Consider the following 25,280-nt stretch of genomic DNA (forward strand, 5'->3'; position numbering starts at 1 on the left):
TCAGACCGCGGTCCGGATCGCCGCCGCCGGCCGCTGGACGGCATGGGCGCCAACGGGCGGATGGGTTACCATTGCGCGCAAATCCACGTGAGAGCCGGCCAGTTTGACCAGATCCGGCCGTGGACGTTCCGTTTCGCGGTTCTGGGCGAAGAGCGCTTCGACTGCTCTTGCTGCCGCCAGCAGATTTTCATCTCCGTGAAGCCGGCCCAGGATCTGGATGCCGAACGGCATTCCATGGGGATCAAGGCCGGCGGGAATGGTAATCGACGGACCGCCCGGCAATGACCCGCGATAGGTCAGCGCCAGCCAGCGGTAATAGGTGTCCATTTTCTGCCCGTCGATCGCGCTCGGATACAGATCTTCCCAGGGGAACGGCGACACGGGTACGGTCGGCAGCAGGACGATGTCGAAGTCATCCATGCGTTCGTGGAAATTCCGCAGGATTCGCGTCTGCTCCAGATGAGCCCAGGCGCGATCTTCAAGCGTCATGCCGAAGCCCATCTCGACATTGCCGCGCACGTGTTCGGCAAAATCCTCGGGCGTCTCCCTCACAGCCTTGCCGTAGGCGGCCACGAAGCTTTCGGCGCGCAGGATGTCGAAGGCCCGGTCCATATCCCCCAGATCGAGGTCGACCGGCCGGCAGGTTTTGACATGGGGAGCGAGTGTTTCGACCCGTTTGAGGAAGGTGCTACGGATCGCAGGATCCACCGGCGCACCGCCGAAATCTTCGCTTACGCCAACGCGCAAATTCTCCAGTCGGAGGTCCGGCAAGGAGTCGAAGCGAGAAGCCGGGCGCGGCGAGGACAACGGATCGCGCGGGTCATAGCCCTGGACGGTGCGCAGCATCAGAACGAGATCGTCCATATTCCGTGCGAGCGGGCCGATGACCGAAATGCCCGACCACCCAAGCGGACGGGTCGGATGGGCAACTACGTCCACGGACGGGCGGTACCCGACAATGCCGCAAAGCGCGGCCGGCAGGCGCTGCGAACCGCCGGTGTCGGACCCGGTGCAAAGCGGCACGAGGTCGGCCGCCAGCGCCGCGGCCGATCCGCCGGAAGACCCGCCGGCGATCAGGCGGGGATCGAATGGATTGCCCGTCACGCCCCACACGGGATTACGGGAGTTTCCGCCGGCACCGAGTTCGGGAACATTGGTTTTTGCAAGGACGATGGCGCCGGCTGCCCGCAGCTTTGCGATCATCGGCATATCCCGGACCGGCACATACGACCGCATCCTCGGACTGCCATATGTGGTCAACAGCCCTTCGGTATCCTGGAGGTCCTTCACGCCGATCGGCAAACCGTCCAGGGGACCTTTCGGGCATCCCTGCCGCCACCGCTTCGTCGATTGGGTGGCTTCGACGATGGCCCGTTCCGTGTCAAAGGCGGTCAGCGCATTGATTGCGCCATTATATCTGGAGATCTGTTCGAGACAGGCCGACAGGTAGTCGCTGGGCGTAACAGTTCCGTCGGCGAATGCCTTCAGAATGTCGCACGCGGATCGTTCCACCAGGGACCCTGGCGGGTGTGCGGTGGTGCCACCACTCATCTCGTTGTCTCCTCCCGTCCCGGGATTTGCCGGGACGCCGAAAGCTAACCGAAGAGACCCGCGGCGAATAATGATTGTTCCGCCTACAACCTTAACCAAATGGAATGGTTTTGCGCTGTTCCGATGTCTGCCTCAGGCATTTCAGGAACAGTCCCAGGGTGCTGTTGGATTCCGTCTGATCGCGGCGCCAATAGCAATGGGCTTCCGAAAGAAAGCCTTGCGTATCCAGCGGCAGGATAACGACCTCACCCCTTGCGGAGTGGGCACGCGCCAAACTGAGGGGAAACAATCCGAGCGCCGGCATCAGCCGCAGGATCTCGAGATTGACCGAAAGCGACAGCGACGCGATCGTGTTTGTCGGCGTGAGAAGGCCATGCTCGGCGAAAAGCGCATCCATTGCCCGCCGCGCGATCGAATTCGCCTGCGGCAAGATCCAGGGCCAGTCGATCGCATCCGACCAGTCGACCGAAGCATGGCGCGCAAGCGGGTGATCCGGCCCCGCGACAACCACAATCGGTTCGCGCAACAGGACCATCTGTTCGACGCCCGGCAACTCGTTCGCCTGCCAGACCCTGGCAATCAGCAAATCGATGGTCCCGGCTTCAAGCTGCGGAAATAGCGAGACGAAATGCCCTTCGTAGAGCGATACCTCCGCATCGGGAGCCCCGGACTTGAACAAGGCGATCGCGCCGGGCAAGACGATCGGTGCGACCGAGCTGACCGCTCCGATGGCAACCGAGCCGGATACGCCCGATGCCATTGCGTCGATATCAAAAGCGGCCCGGTCCAGTTGATTGAGAACCCGGCGGGCATGTTCGGCCAGCCTCATGCCGATCGGCGTAAGGTACAGCCGGTTACGGTCCCGAGACACGATCGGAACGCCGACAATGTTCTCAAGCTCCGCGACCTGCTTGGAAACCGCCGGCTGGGTTACATTCAGCGCTTCGGCCACGCGCGCGACGAGCTTGAGTTCGTCAAGCTCCTTGATCACGCGCAAATGGCGGAGGTTCAGCTGGGACTGAATATTCCTTCTGGTAATGGAACTGCTCCGATGTCCGTTTCCACGCAGACACCCTTGCAGAGATTGACCGGATGCGGCAACCGGAAACACCGGCGGACAAATCGTTCCTGCCGAGATTCAGGACAAAGGCAAGTGCCACAAACCTGATTGCCGTGGCGTTTTGAAAGCCCAATAAATCCGTGGCCTAGTGTTCGTGGCAGCAGAAGTCGCAGTGAACCGGGGGCTTGCCGAGGTGCTCGCGCATGTCCTTCATGTGTTCGAAGAACGGGATCGGCGGATGCACCGGCCGCTCGGCGGCGCCATCGAAATCGTCGTAGAGAGTGCGCAGGGTCACGATGACCCGTTCCGCATCGTTCCAGTCGCGGTACTCGCCGAGATCGATCTTGTAGGCCGCATCGAGGAAATCGATGCCCTGCTCATAGAACGGGCGCGCCTTTTCGGTGACGTCCATGAGGTAGTCGCGCATACGGCGCACGTCCTCCTTGGTCGAAATCGGACCATGACCGGCCACGATGGTCTCCACATCCATGTCCAGAACGAGATTGCAAACGTCGATCCAGCGGGCGATCGGGCCATACCAGGCAATCGGCGTGCCTTCCGAAAACAGGATGTCGCCGGTGTAGATCACCTTGTCGGCGGGCACATGGATCAGCGCATCGCCCAACGAATGGGACGGACCGACCTCGATCAGCTCCACCGTCTTGTCCCCGACCTTGATGGTCATCCGGTCCTTGAAGGTCTCCGTCGGCGGGGTCAGAACGATATCGGAGAACTCAAACGGCCGGAAACATTCCGCCATGAAATCTCCGGCGCGGCCGTATTTTGCCGGATCCTTCATGATCTGGTCGAGCACGGCCGGGTCGAAACGTGCGAAGTCGCTGACGGTGCCTTCGGTCGCAATGATGCGCGCGCCTTCGACGAGCTGGTTGCCGAATGTGTGGTCGCCGTCGGCGTGGGTGTTTACCAGAATGCCGATCTTTTCCGCCGCGGGGATCGAGGCCCGCATCGCGTCCAGCATTTCCTTCGTGTATTTCAGGTCGAACAGGGTGTCGACGAGAAGCGAGGCGTCCCCGTCGGCAATGATGCCCGCATTGGACCAGCCCCAGGACCCGTCCGGCTGCAAATAGGCCCAGCAACCGTTACCGAGATCGTGAAGGCCTTTGGTGAATTGCCATCTGGACATGGGGTCTCTCTCTTTAAAGCAGTACGGTTGCGAGGGCTGGGAACAGGAAGACGAGGCCCAGAACCAGGAACATCATCAGGGCGAAGGGGGCTGCACCCAGGAAGATCTGGCCCAGCGACACATCCGTGTCCGGCCCCAGGGTCGACTTGATGACGTAGACGGCGATGCCGAACGGCGGGGTCAGCAAGCCGACCTCGACGGCAAGGATGGTGATCACGCCCAGCCAGATCAGATCCACATGAAGGCCGGTCAGGATCGGGACGACGATCGGCAGCACGAGCAGGAGGATGGACGAGCTGTCGAGGATGGTGCCGAGGATCACCATCACGGCGATCATCGCCAAAACCACCCCGTTGGCCGAATAGCCGCCGTCGATCGCGGCGTTGCTGAGCCATCCGGGCAGGCCGGAAAAGGCCAGCATGCGCGAATAGAGGCTCGCCCCCATGATCAGGAAGCAGATGGCGGCCGTCGTATGACCCGTCTGCACCAGGACCTGCCAGAAATTGTTCCAGGACAGGCGGCGCTTGCCGATCGCCAGAACCAGGGCGCCCGCGGCTCCGACCGCACCGGCTTCGGTCGGGGTGAAGACGCCGCCGTAGATGCCGCCCAAGACAAGGGCGACCAGAACGACGATCGGCAGCAACTTGCCCGTTGCCTCCGCCGCCGACATGGAAAGGGCCTCTTCGCCGTCATCCTGCATGCCGCCGATGAATTGCGGGGTCAGGTAGCCCATCAGGACGATGCCGACCGCAAAGACCGTTGCCAGCAGCAGGCCCGGGATGACCCCGGCGATAAACAGCGAACCGACCGACTGTTCCGTCAGAATGCCGTAGAGAATGAACAGGAGTGACGGCGGGATCAGCATGCCGAGAACGGAGGACCCGGCGACGACGCCGACCGAGAAATGGGGTGTATAGCCGTGGCGGCGCATTTCCGGCACGGCCACCTTGGTGAAGACCGCCGCCGAGGCGATGGAAATGCCGGTGATGGCGGCAAAGATGGCGTTGGCGGCGACGGTCGCCACGCCGAGACCGCCGCGCAAACGCCGCAAGCCCTGTTGTGCCACGTCGAACGTGTCGCGGCCGATGCCCGACACGGACACGACCAGACCCATGAGGACAAACAGCGGCACCACGCCGAAGAGCTGGTCGGTGATGGAATCCTTGAACGCGACCACCATCATGTCGGCCGCCAGATCGAAGTTGCCGCGCAACAGCCAGACGCCGCCGAAGGAGGTCGCGATCAGCGCCACGGCAACATGCATGCCGGAATAGATCAGCACCAGCATGAGTGCGATCGATCCGAACGCAATCTCGATCCCGCTCATGCCCTGCCTCCCCTCAAGGCATCGCGTGCCGATGCCAGGAACTGGAAGACGGTCGCCAGCATGCCGATGGCCATCAGGGCGTAGAGCGGCCAGGTCGGGATCTGGAAGAAGCCGGGGTTGCCCATGAAGTTGCGGTCCGGCTTGGTCCAGGCAACCTCGAGTGACGGCAGGAAATACCAGAAGGTCAGCCCGATCGCGGACGCGCCGACCAGATTGAAAAGGACCAGCAACAGGCGCTTTGCCATCGGCGCACGATGTTCCAGCGCCGACAGGAGGAGATCGGTACGGGTCAACGACCCCGTGCGGAGCGTATGCGCCAGTTGCAGGAAGACGATGCCGACGATGGAAAACGCCACCATTTCGGCAACACCTGCAATCGGCGCGTTGAACAGGTTGCGCATGGCAACGTCGGCGCAAATCAGCAGCATGAGGCCGATGATCCAGAAGGAGCCGACGGCATTCAGTCCGGCCACGATCGATCCGAGGGCCCCGTCGGATCCGTCAAGTTTCCCGCGCATTCAGTCCTCCGTGCGGTCAGTCCTTGACCCGGCCGGAAACCGGCCGGGTCTGTTCGAACGCGGGTTACTCGGAGAGATAGTCGCGGGTGAAGGTGAAGCCGGCCTGTTTCAGATTGCCGACGTAAGCGCCGAGCAATTCGTCCACCGGTTCGTTGCGGGCAAGGGCCGCCTTACGCCAAGCCGTGACCGGATTGGTCATTTCCTTGATCCAGGCGTCACGATCCGCTGCCGGGAACTCGATAATCTGGCCGCCGTTTTCCAGCATCTTCGTCTTGGCCGCCTCGTATCGCGCATTCTGTTCCGCGAAGAACGCCTGAGAATAGGCTTTCGCGGCGGTCCGGAACGCGGCCTTGGTGCTGTCGGAGAAGTCGTCCCAGCGGGTCTTGGAAATTCCCAGGCCGCCAATGTACATCGCGCCGAAATCGACCTTGGCGTAGTAAGGTGCCACTTCGTAGATCTTGGCCGGGACATTGGCCGTCATCCAGCCGATATTGCCGTCATACACGCCGGTCTTGATGTCGTTGTAGAAGGTGACATAGCTGCCCTGGACGCCCACGGCGCCGGTGCTGTCGAGCCATGCCAGGTTCGGACCGGCCCCGCCGATCTTCATGCCCTTCATCTCCGCCCGGGACTTGAGCGGCTTGGTCGCGGCGATGTTGTAGCCGTCGATGGCGACGCCGCCGCCGATATAGACCACGCCGGTTTCCTCGGCGATCTGGTCCAGAAGGCCTTCGGTGCTGCTCAGCGCCCCCTCGACCGCATTGGTCACCATTTCGGGATCCGTCGGACCGAACGGCATGGCGTAGGTGAGATTGAGGATGCCGAGTTCGGCTGGAGAGAAAACGCCGGAGGCCATCGCGACGTCGGCGATGCCGCTGCGCATGGACTCCGCTTCCGAACCGAGCTTCACCAGGGTTCCGCCATAGGCTTCGGTCCACTCGACCTTGACGTCGCCGGTCTTGGCCAACTCGGCATTCACCGTGGGGATGAAGGTGTCCTTGATGTGCTTCACCCACAAAAAGACTTCGGGGTGACCCGAGATCGCCGTCAGTCTGATGGTTTCCTGCGCATATGCCGTGGCGTTCCAACCCATCAAGAGCGCGCCGCAGATGCCTGCGGTTTTCAATAAGGCCTTCATGATCTCCTCCCAGATTTCGACCCAACTTAATTTTTTGTAGATTCACGATAAGCTGACTTGAACAAGTGTTCAAGATTTTTATTATGTTGTTCAATAACCGCCATTCAAGGACCCTATCGTGAGCAGAGCCAAGGCCGAGACGGAGCAATTGGAACCGACACGCGCGCGGATCATGGATGCGGCCGAGCGCGTGTTCGCCGAGCTTGGCTATGACGGTTCGAGTGTCCGGAAGATCGCGACGCTGGCCTCCGTCCCGGTCGCGTTGATCAATTATCACTTCGGTTCGAAGGAAGGTCTTTACCGCGCCCTGTTCGAAAAGCGCGTGCCGACGATCTACGACCAGCGGGTCACCGGCCTGCAGCTTGCGCGCAGCGAACCGGACCTCGACCGGCGGATCGAACTGGTCGTGAAAGCCCTGATCTATCCGATGTTCAACCTGCGCGGCTCGGAGAAATCGTCCTACTTCGGGCAGATCATGGCGCGCGAACTGTCGGATCCGAGCGCGGAAACGCGTGGCATTTTCCGCGACATGTTCGATCCGGTCGCGCAGATGATGATCGAAGCCATCGCCGAATGTTTTCCGCACTGGACCAAGGCCGAGGTGCATTGGGCCTATCACACCATGCTCGGCGCCATGATGCTGGTCATGATGGACAACGGCCGGATCGCCCGGCTGTCCGACGGCGCGTGCTCTTCTCAGGACTATGAAGATGCCGCAAGGCACATGGTGGCCATCCTGACCGCGGGCATGAAGTACCGCGATCGCACAATGACAAAAAACAGCTGACCTTTGGGGAGATGCAACCGTGAAACTGGTAACCTATGACAAGGGCGACGGCATCGGCCGTCCCGGCGCGCTGATTTCCGACGAAACCCGGATCGTGGACCTGGGGCGCGCTTCGGACGGAGCCATCTTGTCGATTCAAGGCCTCGTCGAGGCCGGCGAAGACGGCTTGTCCGCCGCCCGCGACGCCATCGCCAGGGCATCGGCAGCCTCCACGGTCGACCGTGCCGAGGTTCGCCTGCAGGCCCCGATCCAGCCGCCGATCCAGATGCGCGACTGCCTGTGCTTCGAAACCCACCTGGTCCAGGCCTTCACCAATGCCCGCAAGTTGCGCGCGCAACAGGCCGCGGATCCCGAAGCGGCCATGAAGGACATGGAAGCGAGAGGCATTCTATCGGTTCCGCAGACCTTCTACGACCAGCCGATCTACTACAAGGCGAACCGCTTTGCGGTCACCGGCCACGATCACGACGTGATCTGGCCGGGCTACTCCAATTTCATGGACTTCGAACTGGAATTCGGCTGCTACATCGGCAAGGCCGCGAAGGACGTCAAAAAGGAAAACGCCCGCGATTTCATCTTCGGCTACACGATCTTCAACGACGTCACCGCGCGGGATGCGCAGACGGCCGAGATGGGCGGCCAGCTCGGCCCGGCCAAGGGCAAGGACTTCGATACATCCAATCCGATGGGACCCTGCCTGGTCACCGCCGACGAACTGACGGACCCCTATAATCTCACCATGATCTGCCGGATCAACGGCGAGGAAATCGGGCGCGGCTCCACCTCCACCATGTACTGGTCCTTCGAAGACCTGATCGAGCACATCAGTGCCTCGGAAACCCTGTACCCGGGCGAGTTTCTCGGGTCCGGAACCGTCGGCAACGGATGCGGGCTCGAACACATGCGCTTTCTGGCACCCGGCGATGTCGTCGAGCTGGAAGTCGAAGGTATCGGCATCCTGCGCAACCGGATCATCAAGCCCGAAGTTTGAGGAACGGGCTGCGCTTCGACGTTCATCAGGAAAAGATATTGGCGGGGGTCAGAACCTCCCCGTCATCGCGATGCCTGACCCAATCGGCGGTCAGCCACGCGATCCCCCGCTTCGGGGGTCGTTACGCTCTATCACCCGCAGTACAGGAGCCGCGGGTTTCCGAATTGACTTTCTTTTTCAATCTTGTTTTTTTGAGAATCGTCGGTTTCCGGTCCCATCCAACGGGCCGGAATGAATAGGGAATGCGGCGCGCCGGATCCGGCAATTCCATGACTGCTCCCGTAACTGTAAACGGCAAGGAGACCTGCCATCGTTCATGTAACTCAACCAGGCGGGATGACCTGGCAAGGAGATTGAGATGGCAAGCCTGTGTCACCACAGCCACGATTTGAGGCCTTTTGCCTGCCTTGCTCTCACGCAAGGCAACGATGGTTTTTGTATTCATTTTAGCCAGCCGTTCTTATGGCCAGCGAACGACTGAACCGAGCCAGCGCATCCTAAAAAATATACTGCTTTCTTCCGCCGGTATGCGCTCCCGCAAATATTAATACTGCCAGACATGAATGTCTGGTTCGGATAGTTTTTAATGTCGATTACACACACGGACATCATTCCGCGCGATATTCATTTCGGGATTTCGACACATTCGAAACGTCACTGGTTCGACGGAGATCTCCAAAAGACGGCAATAGTCGATTGTTTTTCCATTGCCCTGCCGGAAGGAGAGCGTTTTTTCATTCGCTCGCTGAACCACTATGCGGACAGGGTTTCCGACAAGGAGCTCGGCGCGGAGATAAAAGGATATGCGGTTCAGGAGGCTTTCCATACGCGCGAGCATGTGGATTACAACAAGTCTCTGGCAGCGCTCGGATATGATGTCGACACCATGGAAAAAAACGTCTGTGGGCCCCTGCGAAAAATGAAAAATCCGCTGATCCGTCTGGCGGTGACCTGCGCAATCGAGCATTTTACCGCCACGTTTTCCTTCGCAACGCTTCGCAATCCGGCCTTGTTCGAAGGGGCGGACATGCGTTACCGCAGACTCTGGGTCTGGCACGCGCTGGAGGAACTGGAGCATATGGCGGTCGCTATCGATGTCTTCAACGATGCGACGCGTGGCATGCCTGCCTGGAAAAGGTATCTTCTGCGGACTGGCGCGGCCAACGGCGTCGCCGTCCATTTTTCCGTCAACTGCTTCCGCAATATCTCGATCTATTGCCGAGCCGACGGCGAGAAGACCGGGGTCCGCTTCTGGTCGCGCCTTATGTGGCTTCTGCTGGTCAAGCCCGGGTTCATGCGCCTCAGCCTTTTCGCCTTTCTGAAATACTACCTGCCCGGCTACGATCCGGCCAAGGAGCGAGACGAGAAGCTCATCGAGACATGGCGGGAATGGGTGGCGCGGGAAACCGATGGTCTCTTGGTCAAGCCAGAGCAGGCGACGTAAATCCGGCCTCGTTCCATATCGCAACGGACTTTTTTGAGAAAGAGCAACACCTGTGACAAGCCGAGCATTCAATCTGGTTCTTGAAGCCGCCGACAAGGGTCTGTTTCCCAGGGCGCGCAAGTGGGGTTGGCGTCGACTCTACAACCTCATGTCGCGCTTTTGGTCGGACAAGGACTGGCGCTTCATGAACTACGGCTATCTGCTACCAGCGGGCAGCAAACCGTTTCAGCTCGATGCCGAGGACGAGCCGGAGCGGGCTTTTATCGGGCTTTACCAGCAAGCCGTGGATGGACTGGATCTCGTTGGAAAATGGGTTCTGGAAGTTGGTTGCGGCCGGGGCGGCGGCACAGCGTATGTCGCGAAATACCATCAGCCAAAAGCTGCCATTGGCATCGACTACTCGAATGTCACCGTCAAGCGGGCTCAGGAACTCAATGGTGAATCGGATGTCCTGTCGTTTCGATGGGGGGATGCAGAAGATCTTCCCTTCCCCGATGAGAGTTTCGATGTGGTGATCAATATCGAATCCTCCCACTGTTATGCGAACATGTCCGGGTTTCTTTCCGAAGTAGCCCGCGTTCTCAAACCCGGTGGCGTGTTCTCATGGGCCGATATGCGCGGTTCGAACATGGTGGAAGGTACCAACCAGTGCTTTGAGAGCTGCTCCGGGCTGGAATTGCAGGGCGAAACCCTGCTGTCATCAGGCGTCATACGCGCACTCGATCAAATGAACGAGAAAAAGACCACGCGAATTAAACAGGTGCCGGTCTTAAGCAAGTTCTTCCTGGAGTTCGCAGGAACCAAAGGATCGTCCATATATAAATGGCTGAAATCCGGAGATGTCGTATATCTTTCGCGCCGCTATAATAAAATCAATTAAAGACGGAGCAGAGCTTGCGGCATTGGCAATCTTTGACGGCGGTTCCTGGCCGACATCGACCCGAACGTGTTTTGATCCCGGAAATTGATGGTGCGGTCTTTTCGCCGGAATGGAAGGATGCCGCAACCGGATCATCAAGCCCGAAGTTTGGGGAACGGGCTGTCCGCAGGCGATCACTGAAAGACTCCTTTCAGGCAATCCGTTCAGAGTTCCGCGATGAAGGCCCTTAACCCCTCCTTCGCGAAGCTGATGATCGCTTCGTCGGCCAGCACACCATCCTTCATCTTGTCATTGGCGGTCGGGACGACGACTTCCTGATAGGGAAACACCCGGGCCAGCACGGCGCTCATGGCGTATTTCAGCTGCGCTTGGGCACGCGCACCGCCGAGCGCGCCGCCGGAGACGGTGATGACGAAGACGGGCTTGTCCTTGAAGACGGAGGCGTAGCCCGGCCGGGATGCCCAGTCGATGGCGTTCTTGAGGACGCCGGGGATGCCGTAATTGTATTCCGGCGTGACGAACACGACGCCGTCGGCCGCCGCCACCTGGCGCTTGAAGGTCTCTACTTCCGGGTTGTCGGTTATGTCCGCGTTGTAATGAGGCAGCGCGCCGATGTCGGCCGCGTCAAACGCGCAAGTCCCGGCGAGGGCTGCCTGTAGCGCCCTTTGGGTGCCGCGGGCGGAAGAGGCTGCCCGCAGGCTGCCGCAGATGAAGAGAAGGGTCTTCATGGGTCTGGTCTCCGGAGTTCTTCTTCAAAGCCGCGCGATGTAGGTCGCGATCGGCGGGAAGGCGACGATGATTGCGATGCACAGGATCATGGTGAGGACGAAGGGCATGGCGCCGCGGAAGACGTCCCCGAGGGTCAGATCCGGATCGGCCATGGACGACTTGATCGTGTAGACGGACAGGCCGAAGGGCGGCGTGAGCAGCCCGACCTCCACGCCGATCACGGTGAGGACCCCGAACCAGATCAGGTCGAACCCGGCGGCCTCCGCGACGGGTAAAGCGATCGGCAGCAGGATCAGCATGATCGAGATGGAATCGATCAGGCAGCCGAGCATGATCACCAGCACCAGGAAGAGCAGCAGGAAACCGTAGGCGCCGAGCGAACTGCTCAGGAGCAGGTCGGCCAGCGCGTTCGGCAGGCCGGACAGCGCCAGCATGCGGCTGAAGAAACTTGCCGCCATGATCAGGAACAGGACAGAGACGGTGATCTGCCCGGTTTCCACCAAAAGCCGCCAGAAGCTGCGGCCGGTGAGGGACCGGCGCAAGAGCGCGACCACCAGGGCGCCGAAGGCACCGGCCGCACCGGCTTCGGTCGGATTGAGAAAACCTCCGTAAAGCCCGCCGAGGACGAGCAGCATCAGGCACAGGATCGGGATCGCCTTGAAAACGACGTCGCGCAGGTTCAGATCGCCGATGTCGCCTGTGTCATGCGCCGTGGAAAAGACGAAATCCTTGCGGAACGTGGCCATCAGCCAGATCGCCAGGCAGAACATCAGGGAGAGCAGGATCCCCGGCCCGATCCCTGCGAGGAACATGCGGCCGACCGATTCCTCGGCAATGACCGCATAGACGATCATCAGGAGCGACGGCGGGATCAGCATGCCCAGCACCGAGCTGCCCGCGACAACCCCGGTCGAGAACCGCCGGGAATAGCCGTGCCGGATCATTTCGGGAACCGCGACACGGCTGAAGACCGAGGCCGACGCGATCGAAATGCCGGTGATCGATGCGAAGATGGCATTGGAAAAGACGGTCGCCATGCCGAGACCGGCGCGGATCCGCTTCATGGCCCGCTCGAACACGTCGAACGTGTCCTTACCGACGCCGGAAACGGTGACGAGCAGTCCCATCAGCACGAACAGCGGGACCACGGCGAACAGATACTCCCGCAAGGAGTCGTTGGCGACGGCGCCGATCATGCGCACGGCGACGACGTCGCTGCGGATGGCGGCAACACCGAAGAAGGAAACGGCCAGCATCGAGACCCCGATGGGCATGCCGAGATAGATCAGGACCATCAGGCCGGTGATGGCCGCGATGCCGATTTCGACCGGGCTCATTTGGCACCTCCCGAGGCCGCATAGCGCAGGGCGGCAACAACACGCATGAGAAATTCGATCGCGGCCACGGTCACGCCCAGCAGGATAAGCACCCGGAACGGCCAGGTCGGAAGGGTGGCGATGCCGGTCACGCCGATATATTCGCCCGACTTCCAGTCCTTCTCCAGGATCCGGATCGTCGACCAGGCGATGCCGCCGATTGCGGCGGCTCCCACGGCATCGAAAACGGCGGACAACAGGGCGCCCGCGCGCGGATAGCATTCGCGGAAGCCGGTGAAGAAGATTTCCGTGCGGGCGAGGCGGTCGGCGCGCACGGTGGTGGCGAGCTGCAGATAGACGATCATCACCAGCATCAGGGCGCCCAGTTCGGAGACGAGTGGCAGGGACGCACCCATGGTGTTGCGAGCGACCGCATCGGCGCAAATGACCAGCATCAGAACCCCGATCAGCAGCGTGCCCAACGCCGCCAGCGCATCGACGAGGAAGCCCCACGAGCGGCGCAGGATTGGAAGCCGGCGTTCCCCTTCGGAAACGCCGGCGTTTTCAGGATGTCCCGTCACGTTACCGGACCGCGATCAGAGATCGTTGTCCCAGGCACGCACGGGCGTCTCGCCTTTCTTGCGGAGCCCGGCCATGTAGGCCTTGAGGAAGTCGCGCGCCGGAATGTTCCGCTCTTCCAGGGAATCGGCCCATTCCTTGGCGAGATTGGGCATCGCGTTCACCCAGGCACCGCGGTCGCTTTGCGTCATCGGCGTCATTGTGACCGGCGGGTTCTGGTCGGCCCCGACCTCGAGCATCTTGTTGAGCGCGAATTCGTGGCGCTTCAGCAGGTCCTCGCCATGGGAGACCGTATAGTACTTGCCCGCCTCGATCATGGCGTTCTGCACTTCTTCTGGCAGACCGTCCCAGGTGTCCCGGTTGATGGCAACCGCACCGGAGTAGGCAACGCCCATGTCCACGCGGGTGATATAGGGCGCGACCTCGTAGACCTTGGTCGGCAGGATGCCGAGGGCAAGGGACAGCACCCCGTCCGACACACCGGTCTGGATGTCGGTGTAGAAGGTGGTGAGCGCCCCGTCGACCGCATTGGCCCCGGTGCCGCGCAGCCAGTTGCCGAGCACGCCGGGGGCGGACAGTTTCATGCCATTGAGCGCAGCGAAGCTGTCCAGAGGCTCCTTGGTATAGAGGTCATAGCCGTCGGTTCCCGTGAAGCCGAGCACCTTCAGATTGTGCTGTTCCCACTCGTTGCGGAAGGCATCGTTGGTCTCAAAAAGCTCTTCCATCACCGACAGCTGGACCGCCGGGTTGTTGGTGGAAAACGGCGCATAGCTGGACGCCTGGCTGAGCGGCAGCTTGGCCGCCTCCAGGAAGGAGAACACCCAGCCGATATCGGTGATGCCTTCTTCCACCGAGGTCAGCGTGGCGTTCGCCTTGTACAGCTGGCCGCCGAAGGCCTCGTTCCAGTCGATCTTGTAGTTGCCGGTCTTGGCCAGGATCTCGTCGGTCCGGGCCATGAAATGGGTCTTGATCATGCCGACCCACGGGATCGCGGTCGGATGGCTCGACGCCACGGTGAGATTGATCGTTTCCTGGGCCATGGCCGGCACGGATAGTGTCAGCATGCCCGCAGTCAGCAGTCCGAACAGGGTTTTCATTGGTTCCTCCCTCCCTCTGTTCACAGCAATTCGAATGTCTGGCTCGAGTAGTCGAGCCGGACGGTGACGCTGCCTTCGTTGATCATCCAGGGGCGGACCCGGAAGGTCCGGGCGCCGCTCCGGTGCATCGGATCGCGTTCAGCAATGGCAATGGCATCCGCGCGCGAGGCGGCGCGCACGACGACGAGACCTTCGCCCTCCCAGCGCTCCTCGTCGTCGGTCCACATGGGGCCGGCCGCAAATAGGGTGCCGTCTTTTTCAAGCTGGACCTGAAAGGCCAGGTGGTCGGCCATCTGTTCCAGAACCGGTCCGATGCCGTTCGCCGGCTCGGTGAAGATCGCGTAGAGCTGCTTCTGCAGCATCTCGCGGCTGGCTTCCATGACGTCCGGCACCGGCAGCGCCGTCAGTTCCCGATTCCCGGTCATTGTTCCCCCCTTTGTTTCACTGCGTTCGAGGCCCTCCCGCCTGAACGCTTATCCGGTCTTCTTCCGCCTCAGTTCCTCGCGGATTTCCGCGCCGTGCTCGTCGAGCACCGGCGGCGGTACGATGTCGAGATCCGGCTCGCTGTCGAACGAATAGGGCGCGCGCACGGTGGTGAACGGCCCCATCACCGGATGGTCTGCGTGAACGGCGATCTGCAGGTGCTTCGCCTGCGGGTCTTCCAGCGCCTCGTCGGAATCGTAGGCCGGTGAATGAGGCACTTCGGCCGCCAGCAGCCTGTCGCACCAGTTTGCACGGGTGTCGGTTTTGAAGACCGGCGTGAAATGGGCAATCAGGTCGTCCTGATGCTCAATCCGCTGCAGCCGCTCGCTGAAACGCGGATCGTCGTTGAGCTGTTCCTGCCCGGTCGCCTGCAAGAGGCCGTTCCAGAACTTCGCCGGAGAGGACAGGTGGATCGCAATCCATTTCCCGTCGCTGCACTCGAACGTGTAGGACTGGGAGACCACCGGACGCGACAGCGGTCCCATGACCTCTCCTTCCGAAAAATAGTGGGTGAAGCTGTCCAGGTTGAAGTGGCTCATGGCCTCCAGCATGGAGATGTCCAGCCGGCGGCCTTCGCCGGTCTGCGTGCGTTCCAGCAGGGCCGCGAGAATGCCGAGGGCGGCATATTGGCCCGTGACCGCATCGGCGATCGCCGGGCCGATCACCCGCGGGTTCACCGGCGGGGTCAGCAAGCGCAAATAGCCGCTGGCGGCCTGGGCGACCGTGTCATAGGCCGGACGGTCCTTCGACGGGCCGGTGCGGCCGAAGCCCGAAATCGCGCAATAGATGAGCCCCGGATTGACCTTGCGCAGATCCTCTTCCCCCGCGCCGAGTTTTTCGGCAACCCCCGGCCGGAAATTCTGGATGAAGACATCCGCGGAGGCGACCAGGTCATGCAGGACCTCAAGATCCTCCGGCTTCTTGGTGTCGAGCGCGATGGAGCGCTTGTTGCGGTTGTAGGTCTGAAAGTGCGGCGAATAGAGACCGCCCTTGAAGGCGCGGAACGGATCGCCTTCGCCCGGCCGCTCGACCTTGATGACATCGGCGCCGAGGTCGGCCAGATGCATACCGGCCGCCGGGCCGGTGATGTAGGTGCCCAGTTCGATCACACGGATGTTTCTGAGAATCTTGACCATGTCTCAGTCCCGCGCCGCCTTTGTTTCTTTTGTCTTTTTGGACGGCGGACCGTCATAGGTGATGGAGAGGTCGGCCTCGTTCGACATGATGAAACCGATCGAGCGTTGCGCCTCCTCGTAAAGATGCGCGGCCAAGCCCGCCGTGCGGGCCACCAGGGGAACCGCCTTCAATGCTTCGAGCGGCCAGCCGGCATCGAGAATGGTGGCCGGAATGGCGCCGGAGACGTTGATCGGCAGCGGCCGGTTGATGATGCCCGGCGCGTGTTTCGCCAAGAGGTAAAGGGTCTCCATGTAGATGCCCGAAATGCCGTTCTTTTCGGCATAGTCGAGCAGCCGGTTCGCGCGCGGGTCGCCGGCACTGTGCTGGGGATGGCCGAGGCCGGGTACCTTGCTGCGGGAGGCCTTGAGAGCGTGAAGGCTCTCGATCGCGGCGGTCTCGATGTCCTTGTCTTCGCTTTTGGCCCTGGCGATTACCTCGGCGAGATAGCGGCCGGCAACCTCTGAACTTCCGGCGACCACCGTTCCCATGCCGAGGAGGCCGGCGGACATCGCGCCCTGCCAGGCTTCCGGTGCCGCGGCGAGCGTCATGCGGGCCGCCTGCACGCTCGGCACAAGGCCGTGTTCGGCAATGGAGACAAGGCAGGCATTCATCATGCGGCGCTGCTTGTCCGTCGGCTTTTCGCCCAGAACCAGCAGCCAGAAATAGTCGGTGAAATCGATCTCACCGATCAGCTCGTCGACCAAGTCGTAGCCCCGCACAGTGATGCTATCCGCGTCCGATGTCGCGATAGCCGTGAAAGCCTGATCCTGCTTTCCGATACGCATGTCCGCTCCTTTTATTTTTCGGTATGCGAAAACTTTTACGCTTGTAGAAAATTATTGTCTGTTTTAGGGTTTCGTCAAGGGTGCAAAGCCGAATGCGACTCAACCGCAGCAAAAACAACGGCTTGGCAGACGTAGGGGAGGAGACGATGAAAGACGTGAACGAGTTCACGATCACCGAGGCGGTCAAGGCATCATTCAACACCGAGGACGGAAGCCGCATTCAGCTTCTGCTCAACAAGCTGATCGAGCACCTGCACGACTACACGCGCGAAGTGAACCTGACCCACGAGGAATGGATGGGCGTGCTCAACTTCCTCTATGACTGCGGCAAGATCTCAACGCCGGAACGGCACGAGTTCATTCTGTTGTCCGACGTGCTCGGCTTTTCCGCGCTGGTCGATATGATCAATACCCGCGGAGGGGCCACGGAAGGCTCCAACCTCGGCCCGTTCTACCTGGACAACGCACCGGACAAGCAGCTTGGCGACCACCTTGCCGACGGACGCGGCGGGGTCACGGTACTGGCCTACGGCAAGGTGACCGACACGCTGCGCAATCCGCTTGCCGGCGCAATCATCGACACCTGGCAGGCCGATTCCAGCGGTACCTATCCGATCCAGGAGGAGGGCCAGGACAAATACGATCTGCGCGGCAAGTTCGTCGCCAACGACAAGGGCGAGTATTACTACACCACCGTTCTGCCCAAGCCCTATACGGTACCCTATGACGGTCCGGTCGGCGATCTCCTGCGCGCGGGCAACCGCCACGCCTGGCGCGCGGCCCATCTGCACTACATCATCCGGGCCGCGGGCATGAACGCGATCACCACCGAAGTCTTCTTCGAAAACACCGAATATCTGGACAACGACGCGGTGTTCGGCGTACGCAGGTCGCTGATTGCCAAGCTGGAGCCGGTGAAGCCGACCGACACGTTCGACTTCGATTTGAAGATCAGACCTGACGCCAAGTTCAAGTTCGATTTCGTTCTCGCTCCGCAAGGCTGAGCGGGAACGGAAAGGAAGCCGACTTGGAAGAGACGACCCGACCACCGGAATTCGTGGAAGCGCTCGCAAAGGGCCTTGCCATCATCGAATGCTTCGACAGCGGCAATCCGGAAATGAGCCTCAGCGAGATCGCCCGCAGGACCGGCCTGACGCCGGCTGCGGCCCGGCGCAGCCTGATCACGCTGGTGGAGCTCGGATATGCCGGCCACGCAAACAAGCGGTTCTTCCTGCGCCCGAAGGTGATGGGTCTGGGCTCGGCGTTCTATTTTTCCGCTCGGATCGACGAAATGCTCCTGCCCGAGCTGCGCAACGTGGTCGAGGACTTCGGCGATGCCTCTTCCGTGGGAACGCTCGACGGCGAGGATGTCATCTATATCGCCCATTACTCGGTGCAGCGCGCCCGTCGTGCCACGGCCGTGGTCGGCGCGCGCTATCCCGCCCATGCCACGTCGCTCGGCCGGGTGCTTCTGGCGGGCCTGAGCGATGACGCGCTCTGCGCCTATTTCCACGATCTGCGGCCGAAAGCGCTCACCGGCAAGACGGTGACCGACAAGGATAAACTGCGCCGCGAGGTGGAGCTCGCGCGCGAACGGAACTACGCGACGACCGTCGACCAGCTCGACTACGGCATTACAGCGATCGCGGTGCCGATCCGCGGCAGCAACGGCCGAACCATCGCGGCCCTGAATTCCTCCGGCTACACCGGGCTGGTGACGCCGGAACAACTCGTAGCGGAACGCCTGCCGAAACTGCAGGCCGCCGCTTCGCGCATTGCCCACGCGATCGCGCGCTATCCGATGGCGGAATCGATTATCGGCAGCTGACCCGGCGACAGAATGTCTGTCACTCCCGTCGTCTGCTGCCGTGGTCACGCATGAAAGATCAGGGACGGACCAGGGAGGACTTCCAATGTGCAGACTTTGCGGGAGCGGCGCGCCGCTTTCTTCATGCCCGACGCGGCGCGACTATCTGGGCCTTGCGGGCACCGCCAGCGCGGAGGCCGCGGCAGCGACATTCAGCGGCTCCACGGCCGCCCAGGACGCCGCGGCGGCGACCCTGCCGAATGGCATCGGCGAAGCGGGCCGAAAGGTGCTGATCAAGGGCGGAGCGGTTCTTTCGGTTGATGACAGCGTCGGCAATTTTGCCGTCGGAGACGTCCTGATCGACGGCAACCTCATCGCTGAAGTCGGCGCCAACATCGACGCGCCGGACGCGGTCGTGATCGATGCATCCGGCAAAATCGTCATGCCCGGCTTCATCGACACCCACCACCACCAGTTCGAGACCGCGCTGCGCGGGGTTCTGGCCGACGCGATCCTGATCAACGACGGCCGCCCGGAAAGCGAATACAATTATTACGAAAAGATGCTGCAGACCTTCTCCATGGTCTACCGGCCGGAGGACGTCTACATCAACGAGCTGTTCGGCTCCATTGCCCAGCTCGACGACGGCGTCACCACGGTGATGGACGTCAGCCAGATCCATCATTCGCCGGAGCATTCGGACGCGGCGATCGAGGGCCTGCGCGACGCGGGCCGGCGTTCGGTCTTCGGCTATTTCGAGGGCTGGGGCGACAACGCGAAATATCCCGAAGACGCCCGGCGCATCAAGGCGGAGCATTTCGCCTCCGACGACCAGCTGATCACCATGGTCATGGGCGGCGAGATCTACCTGCCCGGCTACGAGAAGAGCTGGGACATCGGCCGCGAACTGGGTCTGCCGATCGCGCTCCACGTAGTCGGCACCTTCGGCATGCAGGAGACCTTCGACGCGCTGGGGGCCGCAGGCAAGTTCGGCCCGGACAACATCTTCATCCACATGACCGGCATGTCGGACACCGGCTGGAACTACGCAGCCGACGCGGGTGCGCATATCTCCCTGTCGGTGCCGATCGAAATGCACATGCGCCACGGTGCTCCACCGATCCAGAAGGCGATCGACCATGGGCTCCGCCCCTCGCTTTCCACTGACGTGGAATGCACCATGACGGCGGACGCCTTCACCCAGATGCGCAGCATGGTGACGCTGCAGCGGATGTTCGCCAATGAACTGGCTCTTGCCGGCCAGGACTATCCGACCCTGCTGACGGCCATGGATGCGATCCGGAGCGCCACCATCGAAGGCGCGCGCGGACTGAAACTGGAGAAGAAGACCGGCTCGCTGACCCCGGGCAAGGAAGCCGACATCATCCTGCTCGATGCAGAGGCCCTGAATGTGGCACCGCTCAACCACGTGCCCGGCGCCGTGGTCACGCTGATGGAGCGGACCAATGTCGACACCGTCTTCGTTGCGGGCAAGATCAGGAAATGGCGCGGGACGCTGATGGGCTTCGACCTCGCCCGCCTGCGCCGGGAACTGGAGGCAAGCCGCGACTACCTGTTCAAGGCAGCCGGTATCGAACAGGATCTGTTCCGGCATTAAGCCGATTGCCCTAAGGTGGCGGACCTTCGATTTCGCCTTAAAAGGCCGAGATCGTCGGAACGCCACCTCAGTGTACGGATTCCCAAAACGGGCCGGTTAGCGGCCGAAGACGCGGACGGTGGCGCGTCTCAGCTTGAGGCTCGTTTCCTCGTAGATGAATTTGACATAGGCGATATCGCGTTTCGGCCCCTTGAGATCGATCGCGCGCGTGCAGCGCCCCGCATTGATCCGCCTGGCAATTTTCACATCCTGACGGCCGCCGTTGGCGAAACGGACATCGACATCATAAAACCGCACCGGGTTGCGGAAGACGCAGATCTTGATCTGCTTGAAACGCTTTGGCCCGGAGGCATGAACCACGTCCCGGTCCACCCGGTCAGTCACGACCCTGGTGCCGATCAGGTCCCAGGCGAAAACCGGGCCGGGAATGGAAATCGCCAAAACGGCAGCGACAGACAACGCAATCGAATAAGTACGCATGCTGGACAATCCTTATCTCTCGCCCACTGTCTGAAGAGATAGGAGGCCGGAGATACCCCGGCATGCGACGTTTGTGCGATGGCCAATGTTTTTTCGTGTGTCGCGCCGGAGAGAAGTAATCGGCACCGTTCACCTGTTTCCACTTGCCACTTTCCGGCCGCCCTTCAACCAGCGCAACAACAGCAAGCTGGCGATTCCGGCAGGCACAAGAGCAGCCAACGCGATCAGCGCGATGATGAGCGGTGCGGCCCACAGGGTCTCGAAGTTGTTGAGCTTCACGTCGCCTTTCCGGCCCGGGTTGAACAGGATTTCATGGGCAGATCCGATCGGGAAATTCCAGTTGGGAGACGACAGGCCCGTACTTGCCTCGGTCATGGAGCCATCCGAGAATTGATATCGAAATACGGGGCTATAGGCCATCGTCTCCCCGTCCCAGGGCGTCCAATCCTCCCATTCATAGACCCGCACGACTTCTCCCGTCGTCCGTGTGGCCGTGGCATCGAGGTAAAGGCTCTGGAAGACCAGCCAGACCGTGGCGCAAAGGAACCCGATCGGCAGGAGGAAGATCAGAAACCACATGCGCCATGAGGCTTCCCGCTTGCCGTCACGCGTGCGCAACAGCCATTGGTTGGAGTTCATCGGGATGTAGACCAGCATGTCCCAGGCTCCTTGAGTTTATTCCGGCCGGAGCCGTTCAGCGGCGGCAAGCGTCCTGCCAACCCGGTGGAACAGCCAGCCACAAGACCCGAAAAAGGCCGCGAGCAGCCCGGAGACGAGCAGGCCCCAGAAGCTGCGGTCCGGGTCGATCCGGTTCAATTCGGGATCACCCGCCAGGTAGCGGACCGGAAACGTCTTGCCCTTGGCGAGGCCCCGGTAGAAACCTTCCGAAACCGGGCGCTCCTGCCGATAGTCCTGACCGTCGACCACAAAGCTGAAGGTCACAAAATAGTCCGTCCGCATTTCGGTCCGGACGGCGGTCCCGCCGGCGCCGTAGTAGCTGCGGCCCACGCGGTACGTCTTGTCGCGCAGGTCGACCACCGTTGCCTGACCGGTTGCGCCGGCAACCTTCAGCATGATTTCGCCTGCGCTCAGATAAACCAGCGCCAGACCGGCAAGCAGCGCTACGCCGTAGAGAGAAAACGCGAAAATACGCAGTATTTTGGCGGCGCCCGGCGCCGCCTTTCCGGTCGATCTGGTGGTTTCCGCCTCAGCCATTGGCTGCTGCCAGCGGATCGGGCCCCAAACGGTTTTTTGCCGGGCGTCTCTTTGAAGTAGCCGCGTTCAGCGACCCTCCACAACGAGACCGCCCTTACCAGAAATCCCAGCCGGAAAATGCGTCCGTCAGAACTTGAAAAGAGTGTCATAGCACTGTCCCGGATTTTATTCGGCCTGTGAAAATCCCGGCCGGTCGCAACCCACGCCTCCACGCGAACGATAGAGGATCCGGAACTGCCACACATCACACGAACGTCGCATGCGCCGCCGTTCCCTTTTGCCTAGCCTTCCCGACGGGCAGAAGGAAAAGGACTGTTTTTGGATGTCTCATTTCAGATTGAAAACATGCACCGGAGCCGCACTTTTTTACGCGGCGATCACCTTGTTGCCCATGCCCGCATCGGCCGTCGACCTGGGAGCCCTGGCGGACCGTTTCCAGGCGCTGGACATCAAGGTTCTGAACAAGCCCGCGACCGAATCTTCTCTGTCGACGCTCAAGTTCCTATCCGTCACAAGCACCGCGACCGATTTTTCCGACAGCGACCTCAATGCCGTCGTCGACCTGCCCAAGCTTCAAAGCCTGACAATTATCCAACAGCTTGACCTGACACCGTCGGGACTGGCTGCGATCGCCGCTTCATCGTCCCTGACCAACCTGTCTCTGACCAATCTTCAGATTACCGACCAAGCCATCGGCGCTATTGCCGCCATGGCCAATCTGAAATCCCTCACCCTGGCCAGAGTGAAAGGCATCACGCCGGAAGGGTTCAAGGCGCTCGCCACGTCGAAAAGCATCGAGCAGCTCACCCTGACAAGCATGTCGGTCGGCGATGCCGGACTGGAGGCGATTTCGGGCATGAGCCAGCTGGAACGCCTCAACATCGCGCGGACCAAGGGTGTGACCCCCAAAGGCGTTGCGTTGCTGGCCGGCCTGCCGCGCTTGCGCGACTTCGAAGCGAGCAATATCTATATCGACGACGAGGCGCTGAAGGCCTTTGAAAACCATCCCGCTCTCAGCCGTTTGAACCTGAACAATGTGGACACCATCACCGACGCGGGTATCGGGCACATCGCGACCATTCCGGGCCTGAGCGAGCTCTTCCTGAACGATACGATCATTACCGGCACCTCGTTCGAGGCGCTGTCGGCCGCCCCCCATCTGAAAAGACTGTACATGCAGCGGACAAACCTCAGCGATGAAACGGCCGGCGATATCGGCAAGCTTGCCCAGCTTGAAGAACTGAACCTGAATGAAAACCACGTCGGCGATCCGACCGCCGCGGAAGCGGCGAAGATCATCAGCCTGACCAACTTGTCCATGGCCGGCACGGACGTTGCCGACAAGGGGCTGAAAGCCTTCGCCGAGCACGGCTCGCTGGCTTTCCTGACCCTGTCCAAAACAACGGTCTCGGACGCCGGGATCGCCGCACTTGCGGGCAAAAATCTCAAAAGCGTCAATATCGACGAGACCGCCATTACGGATGCCGCCCTCAAGCATCTGGCCGGGCTTGAAAGCGTCACGGCCATCAATGTGCGCAAGACCGGCGTCACCGCCGAAGGGGTCGAGGAAGCAAAGAAGATCCGCGGCGATGGCAACCGTCTGAACATCTACAAATAAACGCCCCGTCCCCGATCGAAGGAACAGCCCCATGTCCGCCCGGTTTACGGAGACGACGTCCCGATCCTGGTTCAGCCGCATTACCGGTGCCTTCGGCGGCATCGTGACCGGCTTTCTCCTCGTTATCGTCGCCTGCGGCGCCCTTTTCTGGAACGAGGGCCGTGCTGTGAAACTCGAGCGCACGCTCACCGAGGGCGCGGGGGCCGTCGTGTCGGTCGATGCCGCCCGTCCGGACAGCGCCAACGATGGCCGGCTCGTTCACATCAGCGGACCGGTCAGGGTCGGCGCGCCGCCGGCCGATCCCCTGTTCAGCGGCCTGGCGCTGCCGATTAATACGATCCGGCTCGTGCGCCATGTCGAAATGTACCAGTGGAAAGAGGAGAGCAAGCGCGAAACGAGAAACAAGATCGGCGGCGGCACGCAAAAGGTGACCACCTACAGCTATTCCAGGGACTGGTCTTCCGGCCCCATCGACAGTTCCAACTTCAGGAAACCGGAAGAACACGAAAATCCCGATCTCGCTGTCTCTCAAAACAGTGCGACTTCCAAAAGCGCAGCCGTCGGTGCGTTCCAGTTCCCTGGACGCATCCTGGCGGGAGTGGGAACGGCGGAAACCCTGCCGGCGAACGAGATCCCTCTTGCCGGGCTGGAACAATTTCTCGGCGACAGTTTTAAAGTCCAGACGTCGGCCGGCAAGATCTATGTTGGCGCCAACCCGGCGGCTCCCGCGATCGGCGATTTGAAAATAACCCTGACCGCCTCTGTGGTTGATGAGGCCAGCGTCGTCGGCATGCAGCAGGACGACCGGCTCATTCCCTACAATGCCTCCAACGGAAACGAGATATTCCTCACGGCTGCCGGCAACAAGACTGCGGCGGACATGTTCGAAACCGTCAAGTCGGCGAATGTCACCAAGACATGGATCATACGCGGGGTCGGGACGCTCGCGATCCTGATCGGCTTCCGGTTGATGTTCTCCATTGTCGGTGTTCTCGGTGATGTCATTCCGGCCATCGGCGACGTGTTCCGCTTCGCCACCGGTCTCGCCTCCCTGGCCTTGACCTTTGTCCTCGCACCGCTGGTGATGAGCATCGCGTGGATCGTCTACCGGCCCGTTCTCGGGCTAACCATCCTGCTTGCCGGGCTACTGATCTCCGCAGCGTTCCTGTACATCGGCAAGTCGCGGGTCTCGGCACGAAACACAAGCACCAGCACCTCATCGCCGGCCTCTCCCGTTTAGGTCTGATTTTTCCGGCAATGACTTCACTCACCAAGGGAGCGGTTCCTGCCTTTGCCGGCGCGAAGCAGATGATCCGGTCCAATCAGGCCGGAAACGCATAATTGCCCAACTTCGGCGGGACCACCCACCTGGTTCCGCCGACTTTTTCCATTCTGTTGGCGTCTGCTTTCTGCAACCAAACCCGCACTCAACTGACGCGCCTCCTCACCGGATTCCAATCAAATTTCCCTTTTTCCAATCGATCGAAAGGTATTGCCGCATACGACATTTGTGTGATGGCCCCGTCTTGCCTAAGAA

Annotated in this window: 25 protein-coding genes and 1 riboswitch; of the genes, 9 read left to right on the forward strand and 16 right to left on the reverse strand. The window is 61.2% G+C overall.

Annotated elements, in window-relative coordinates; translation table 11 throughout:
- The 6 genes from ABIN98_RS21640 to ABIN98_RS21665 all read right to left on the reverse strand — a co-directional run bounded on the left by ABIN98_RS21640 (nt 1) and on the right by ABIN98_RS21665 (nt 6,738).
- The gene (locus ABIN98_RS21640) at nt 1–1,551 is read right to left on the reverse strand and encodes an amidase (protein WP_346913037.1); all 1,551 of its coding nucleotides are present in this window, start codon (nt 1,549–1,551) and stop codon (nt 1–3) included.
- 91 nt (nt 1,552–1,642) lie between these two features.
- Nucleotides 1,643–2,590 carry a LysR substrate-binding domain-containing protein gene (locus tag ABIN98_RS21645; RefSeq protein ID WP_346913322.1) on the reverse strand — a complete coding sequence of 316 codons (948 nt, stop codon included), beginning with the start codon at nt 2,588–2,590 and terminating at the stop codon, nt 1,643–1,645.
- A gap of 166 nt (nt 2,591–2,756) precedes the next feature.
- A complete protein-coding gene (locus ABIN98_RS21650) occupies nt 2,757–3,755 on the reverse strand; it encodes an MBL fold metallo-hydrolase (protein ID WP_346913039.1) in 999 nt (332 codons plus the stop codon).
- 13 nt (nt 3,756–3,768) lie between these two features.
- The gene (locus ABIN98_RS21655; protein WP_346913041.1) at nt 3,769–5,082 is read right to left on the reverse strand and encodes a TRAP transporter large permease; all 1,314 of its coding nucleotides are present in this window, start codon (nt 5,080–5,082) and stop codon (nt 3,769–3,771) included.
- Entirely contained in the window at nt 5,079–5,600 is a 522-nt protein-coding gene (locus tag ABIN98_RS21660) for a TRAP transporter small permease (RefSeq protein ID WP_346913043.1), read from the reverse strand. The genes ABIN98_RS21655 and ABIN98_RS21660 overlap by 4 nt, the downstream gene beginning before the upstream one ends.
- A gap of 64 nt (nt 5,601–5,664) precedes the next feature.
- Nucleotides 5,665–6,738: a C4-dicarboxylate TRAP transporter substrate-binding protein gene (locus ABIN98_RS21665; RefSeq protein WP_346913045.1), complete on the reverse strand. Its 1,074-nt coding sequence runs from the start codon at nt 6,736–6,738 to the stop codon at nt 5,665–5,667.
- A 118-nt stretch (nt 6,739–6,856) separates the two neighbouring features.
- Here ABIN98_RS21665 and ABIN98_RS21670 point away from each other — a divergent pair, with 118 nt between their 5' ends.
- The 4 genes from ABIN98_RS21670 (at nt 6,857) to ABIN98_RS21685 (ending at nt 10,840) form a co-directional block, all read left to right on the forward strand.
- On the forward strand, nt 6,857–7,525 hold the full coding sequence (locus ABIN98_RS21670; RefSeq protein ID WP_346913047.1) for a CerR family C-terminal domain-containing protein: 669 nt from the start codon (nt 6,857–6,859) through the stop codon (nt 7,523–7,525).
- Nucleotides 7,526–7,544: 19 nt separating this feature from the next.
- Nucleotides 7,545–8,516, forward strand: coding sequence for a fumarylacetoacetate hydrolase family protein (locus ABIN98_RS21675; protein ID WP_346913049.1), 972 nt, complete (start codon nt 7,545–7,547; stop codon nt 8,514–8,516).
- Between the two features lie 185 nt (nt 8,517–8,701).
- Nucleotides 8,702–8,843: riboswitch (cobalamin riboswitch) on the forward strand.
- A gap of 259 nt (nt 8,844–9,102) precedes the next feature.
- A complete protein-coding gene (locus ABIN98_RS21680; protein WP_346913051.1) occupies nt 9,103–9,960 on the forward strand; it encodes a metal-dependent hydrolase in 858 nt (285 codons plus the stop codon).
- A 52-nt stretch (nt 9,961–10,012) separates the two neighbouring features.
- A complete protein-coding gene (locus tag ABIN98_RS21685) occupies nt 10,013–10,840 on the forward strand; it encodes a class I SAM-dependent methyltransferase (RefSeq protein WP_346913053.1) in 828 nt (275 codons plus the stop codon).
- Between the two features lie 203 nt (nt 10,841–11,043).
- Here the strand turns inward: ABIN98_RS21685 and ABIN98_RS21690 are convergent, their stop codons facing one another.
- From ABIN98_RS21690 to ABIN98_RS21720, 7 genes are read right to left on the reverse strand one after another with little or no spacing between them, the layout of a single operon-like run.
- Nucleotides 11,044–11,568 (reverse strand): NADPH-dependent FMN reductase, encoded by a 525-nt coding sequence (locus ABIN98_RS21690; protein WP_346913055.1) that lies wholly within the window; start codon nt 11,566–11,568, stop codon nt 11,044–11,046.
- Between the two features lie 24 nt (nt 11,569–11,592).
- Nucleotides 11,593–12,906 (reverse strand): TRAP transporter large permease, encoded by a 1,314-nt coding sequence (locus tag ABIN98_RS21695; RefSeq protein WP_346913057.1) that lies wholly within the window; start codon nt 12,904–12,906, stop codon nt 11,593–11,595.
- The gene (locus ABIN98_RS21700; RefSeq protein ID WP_346913059.1) at nt 12,903–13,466 is read right to left on the reverse strand and encodes a TRAP transporter small permease; all 564 of its coding nucleotides are present in this window, start codon (nt 13,464–13,466) and stop codon (nt 12,903–12,905) included. Before ABIN98_RS21700 ends, ABIN98_RS21695 begins: the two co-directional genes overlap by 4 nt.
- Before the next feature lie 15 nt (nt 13,467–13,481).
- The gene (locus ABIN98_RS21705) at nt 13,482–14,561 is read right to left on the reverse strand and encodes a C4-dicarboxylate TRAP transporter substrate-binding protein (protein ID WP_346913061.1); all 1,080 of its coding nucleotides are present in this window, start codon (nt 14,559–14,561) and stop codon (nt 13,482–13,484) included.
- 20 nt (nt 14,562–14,581) lie between these two features.
- A complete protein-coding gene (locus ABIN98_RS21710; RefSeq protein ID WP_346913063.1) occupies nt 14,582–14,986 on the reverse strand; it encodes a YciI family protein in 405 nt (134 codons plus the stop codon).
- A gap of 48 nt (nt 14,987–15,034) precedes the next feature.
- Nucleotides 15,035–16,180 carry a CoA transferase gene (locus ABIN98_RS21715; protein WP_346913065.1) on the reverse strand — a complete coding sequence of 382 codons (1,146 nt, stop codon included), beginning with the start codon at nt 16,178–16,180 and terminating at the stop codon, nt 15,035–15,037.
- Nucleotides 16,181–16,183: 3 nt separating this feature from the next.
- Complete coding sequence (locus ABIN98_RS21720; protein ID WP_346913067.1) at nt 16,184–17,005, reverse strand: citryl-CoA lyase; 822 nt, start codon at nt 17,003–17,005, stop codon at nt 16,184–16,186.
- A gap of 146 nt (nt 17,006–17,151) precedes the next feature.
- On the opposite strand from ABIN98_RS21720, the gene ABIN98_RS21725 reads away from it, so the two are divergent.
- From ABIN98_RS21725 to ABIN98_RS21735, 3 genes are all read left to right on the forward strand, one after another.
- Nucleotides 17,152–18,009, forward strand: coding sequence for a dioxygenase (locus ABIN98_RS21725; protein WP_346913069.1), 858 nt, complete (start codon nt 17,152–17,154; stop codon nt 18,007–18,009).
- A gap of 23 nt (nt 18,010–18,032) precedes the next feature.
- Nucleotides 18,033–18,833, forward strand: coding sequence for an IclR family transcriptional regulator C-terminal domain-containing protein (locus ABIN98_RS21730; RefSeq protein WP_346913071.1), 801 nt, complete (start codon nt 18,033–18,035; stop codon nt 18,831–18,833).
- Between the two features lie 85 nt (nt 18,834–18,918).
- Nucleotides 18,919–20,430 carry an amidohydrolase family protein gene (locus ABIN98_RS21735; RefSeq protein ID WP_346913073.1) on the forward strand — a complete coding sequence of 504 codons (1,512 nt, stop codon included), beginning with the start codon at nt 18,919–18,921 and terminating at the stop codon, nt 20,428–20,430.
- A gap of 96 nt (nt 20,431–20,526) precedes the next feature.
- Here the strand turns inward: ABIN98_RS21735 and ABIN98_RS21740 are convergent, their stop codons facing one another.
- The 3 genes from ABIN98_RS21740 to ABIN98_RS21750 all read right to left on the reverse strand — a co-directional run bounded on the left by ABIN98_RS21740 (nt 20,527) and on the right by ABIN98_RS21750 (nt 22,125).
- On the reverse strand, nt 20,527–20,910 hold the full coding sequence (locus ABIN98_RS21740) for a hypothetical protein (protein WP_346913075.1): 384 nt from the start codon (nt 20,908–20,910) through the stop codon (nt 20,527–20,529).
- Between the two features lie 129 nt (nt 20,911–21,039).
- Nucleotides 21,040–21,567 (reverse strand): DUF3592 domain-containing protein, encoded by a 528-nt coding sequence (locus ABIN98_RS21745; RefSeq protein WP_346913077.1) that lies wholly within the window; start codon nt 21,565–21,567, stop codon nt 21,040–21,042.
- 18 nt (nt 21,568–21,585) lie between these two features.
- A complete protein-coding gene (locus ABIN98_RS21750) occupies nt 21,586–22,125 on the reverse strand; it encodes a DUF3592 domain-containing protein (protein WP_346913079.1) in 540 nt (179 codons plus the stop codon).
- A 322-nt stretch (nt 22,126–22,447) separates the two neighbouring features.
- On the opposite strand from ABIN98_RS21750, the gene ABIN98_RS21755 reads away from it, so the two are divergent.
- Nucleotides 22,448–23,743 (forward strand): hypothetical protein, encoded by a 1,296-nt coding sequence (locus tag ABIN98_RS21755; RefSeq protein ID WP_346913081.1) that lies wholly within the window; start codon nt 22,448–22,450, stop codon nt 23,741–23,743.
- Nucleotides 23,744–23,774: 31 nt separating this feature from the next.
- Nucleotides 23,775–24,983 (forward strand): TMEM43 family protein, encoded by a 1,209-nt coding sequence (locus tag ABIN98_RS21760; RefSeq protein ID WP_346913083.1) that lies wholly within the window; start codon nt 23,775–23,777, stop codon nt 24,981–24,983.
- Nucleotides 24,984–25,280 lie beyond the last annotated feature (297 nt).

This window comes from uncultured Roseibium sp., assembly GCF_963675095.2.
GTDB lineage: Bacteria > Pseudomonadota > Alphaproteobacteria > Rhizobiales > Stappiaceae > Roseibium.

What these genes read in the sequence shown, in the direction of transcription:
- ABIN98_RS21640 (WP_346913037.1), bottom strand. Translation starts at nt 1,551, where the DNA reads ATGAGTGGTGGCACCACCGCACACCCGCCAGGGTCCCTGGTGGAACGA.
- ABIN98_RS21650 (WP_346913039.1), bottom strand. Translation starts at nt 3,755, where the DNA reads ATGTCCAGATGGCAATTCACCAAAGGCCTTCACGATCTCGGTAACGGT.
- ABIN98_RS21655 (WP_346913041.1), bottom strand. Translation starts at nt 5,082, where the DNA reads ATGAGCGGGATCGAGATTGCGTTCGGATCGATCGCACTCATGCTGGTG.
- ABIN98_RS21660 (WP_346913043.1), bottom strand. Translation starts at nt 5,600, where the DNA reads ATGCGCGGGAAACTTGACGGATCCGACGGGGCCCTCGGATCGATCGTG.
- ABIN98_RS21665 (WP_346913045.1), bottom strand. Translation starts at nt 6,738, where the DNA reads ATGAAGGCCTTATTGAAAACCGCAGGCATCTGCGGCGCGCTCTTGATG.
- ABIN98_RS21680 (WP_346913051.1), top strand. Translation starts at nt 9,103, where the DNA reads ATGTCGATTACACACACGGACATCATTCCGCGCGATATTCATTTCGGG.
- ABIN98_RS21690 (WP_346913055.1), bottom strand. Translation starts at nt 11,568, where the DNA reads ATGAAGACCCTTCTCTTCATCTGCGGCAGCCTGCGGGCAGCCTCTTCC.
- ABIN98_RS21695 (WP_346913057.1), bottom strand. Translation starts at nt 12,906, where the DNA reads ATGAGCCCGGTCGAAATCGGCATCGCGGCCATCACCGGCCTGATGGTC.
- ABIN98_RS21705 (WP_346913061.1), bottom strand. Translation starts at nt 14,561, where the DNA reads ATGAAAACCCTGTTCGGACTGCTGACTGCGGGCATGCTGACACTATCC.
- ABIN98_RS21710 (WP_346913063.1), bottom strand. Translation starts at nt 14,986, where the DNA reads ATGACCGGGAATCGGGAACTGACGGCGCTGCCGGTGCCGGACGTCATG.
- ABIN98_RS21715 (WP_346913065.1), bottom strand. Translation starts at nt 16,180, where the DNA reads ATGGTCAAGATTCTCAGAAACATCCGTGTGATCGAACTGGGCACCTAC.
- ABIN98_RS21720 (WP_346913067.1), bottom strand. Translation starts at nt 17,005, where the DNA reads ATGCGTATCGGAAAGCAGGATCAGGCTTTCACGGCTATCGCGACATCG.
- ABIN98_RS21725 (WP_346913069.1), top strand. Translation starts at nt 17,152, where the DNA reads ATGAAAGACGTGAACGAGTTCACGATCACCGAGGCGGTCAAGGCATCA.
- ABIN98_RS21735 (WP_346913073.1), top strand. Translation starts at nt 18,919, where the DNA reads ATGTGCAGACTTTGCGGGAGCGGCGCGCCGCTTTCTTCATGCCCGACG.
- ABIN98_RS21740 (WP_346913075.1), bottom strand. Translation starts at nt 20,910, where the DNA reads ATGCGTACTTATTCGATTGCGTTGTCTGTCGCTGCCGTTTTGGCGATT.
- ABIN98_RS21745 (WP_346913077.1), bottom strand. Translation starts at nt 21,567, where the DNA reads ATGCTGGTCTACATCCCGATGAACTCCAACCAATGGCTGTTGCGCACG.
- ABIN98_RS21750 (WP_346913079.1), bottom strand. Translation starts at nt 22,125, where the DNA reads ATGGCTGAGGCGGAAACCACCAGATCGACCGGAAAGGCGGCGCCGGGC.
- ABIN98_RS21755 (WP_346913081.1), top strand. Translation starts at nt 22,448, where the DNA reads ATGTCTCATTTCAGATTGAAAACATGCACCGGAGCCGCACTTTTTTAC.
- ABIN98_RS21760 (WP_346913083.1), top strand. Translation starts at nt 23,775, where the DNA reads ATGTCCGCCCGGTTTACGGAGACGACGTCCCGATCCTGGTTCAGCCGC.